Source organism: Tepidibacter thalassicus DSM 15285, from assembly GCF_900129915.1.
Lineage (GTDB): Bacteria > Bacillota > Clostridia > Peptostreptococcales > Peptostreptococcaceae > Tepidibacter > Tepidibacter thalassicus.
This window is the reverse complement of the sequence record NZ_FQXH01000056.1, coordinates 1-1,014: the sequence shown is the minus strand read 5'-3', so window position 1 is coordinate 1,014 and position 1,014 is coordinate 1. Positions and strand designations below refer to the sequence as shown.

The 1,014-nt window shown below is 32.1% G+C and carries 1 protein-coding gene; it reads left to right on the top strand.

The window, feature by feature from the left end:
• Window positions 1-53: 53 nt before the first annotated feature.
• On the top strand, window positions 54-1,014 hold a 961-nt coding region (locus tag BUA19_RS11400; RefSeq protein ID WP_143145435.1), incomplete at its 3' end, for a hypothetical protein.

The window sequence follows — 1,014 nt, the reverse complement described above, 5'->3', positions numbered from 1 at the left end:
TTTTCTATATTTCCAATACTTATTTTAGAATTAAAGAAAAGGGGGTTTAAGAGATGAGCTTTAGGCAAAGGATAAAAAAGCTAGTAACCTACCTAACGATAAGTACAATGTTAGTAGGAACAATACCATTTCAACCCATAGGGATAAATAAGGTTTATAACACTAAAGCCTATGCAGAAGAAACAGAAGAAAAAACCGAATTTAAGCTAATGGATATACAGAAAGAGATGGAGAACATAGAAAAAGGAAAAGGACATTATTACTTGTATATGTGGGCTTATTACGACATATGGACAGATGAATGGAAAGGCTATGATGATAAAAGGTCATTGAATGCCACATGGGAAGAAGTAGTAAGAAATAAGAGAGGAAACGTAAAAATAGGTGGCAAGACAAATTACTATGTACCAATAAGTTTAGACATATTATATCCCGATGGATTTAGACCTGAGAGTGTAGAGTCCGTAATACCCTTAACAACAAAATATGTACCTGAAACATTTATAAAAAAAGTATTATCCTACCCAAACACAAAGAATACCAAAACGTTTGATTTAACATTTAGGAAATATATGAAACATTGGGAGTTATACACATTTGATGAAATAAACATGGATTTAGACGGAGTAAAAAAGACCGAATATGGTTGGGAAATACCAATAAGACCAGTAATAAAATCGACACATAATCCATATAATACAGAAAAACCATACGGCTTTGACACTAAAGTTTTTGTAGACAATACTCTAAGAAAAGAAATACAAAAATGGAAGAATGACCCCGTAAAGAAAGCAGAATTTATGCAAAGTAACCATGGCAACATGACATACAAAGATTATGTGATACAAGAATTTGAAAAGGAATATAGAAAATGGGCAGTAATGCCACATTATAGTTATGAAAGATTATGGGATAATGTATTATTACCTGAAAATGTAATGGGAACAAGATACTATGCACCGATATTAGTAAAATTCAAAGAAGGAAAAGACCTAGCAGTAAAACCCGAAGGAG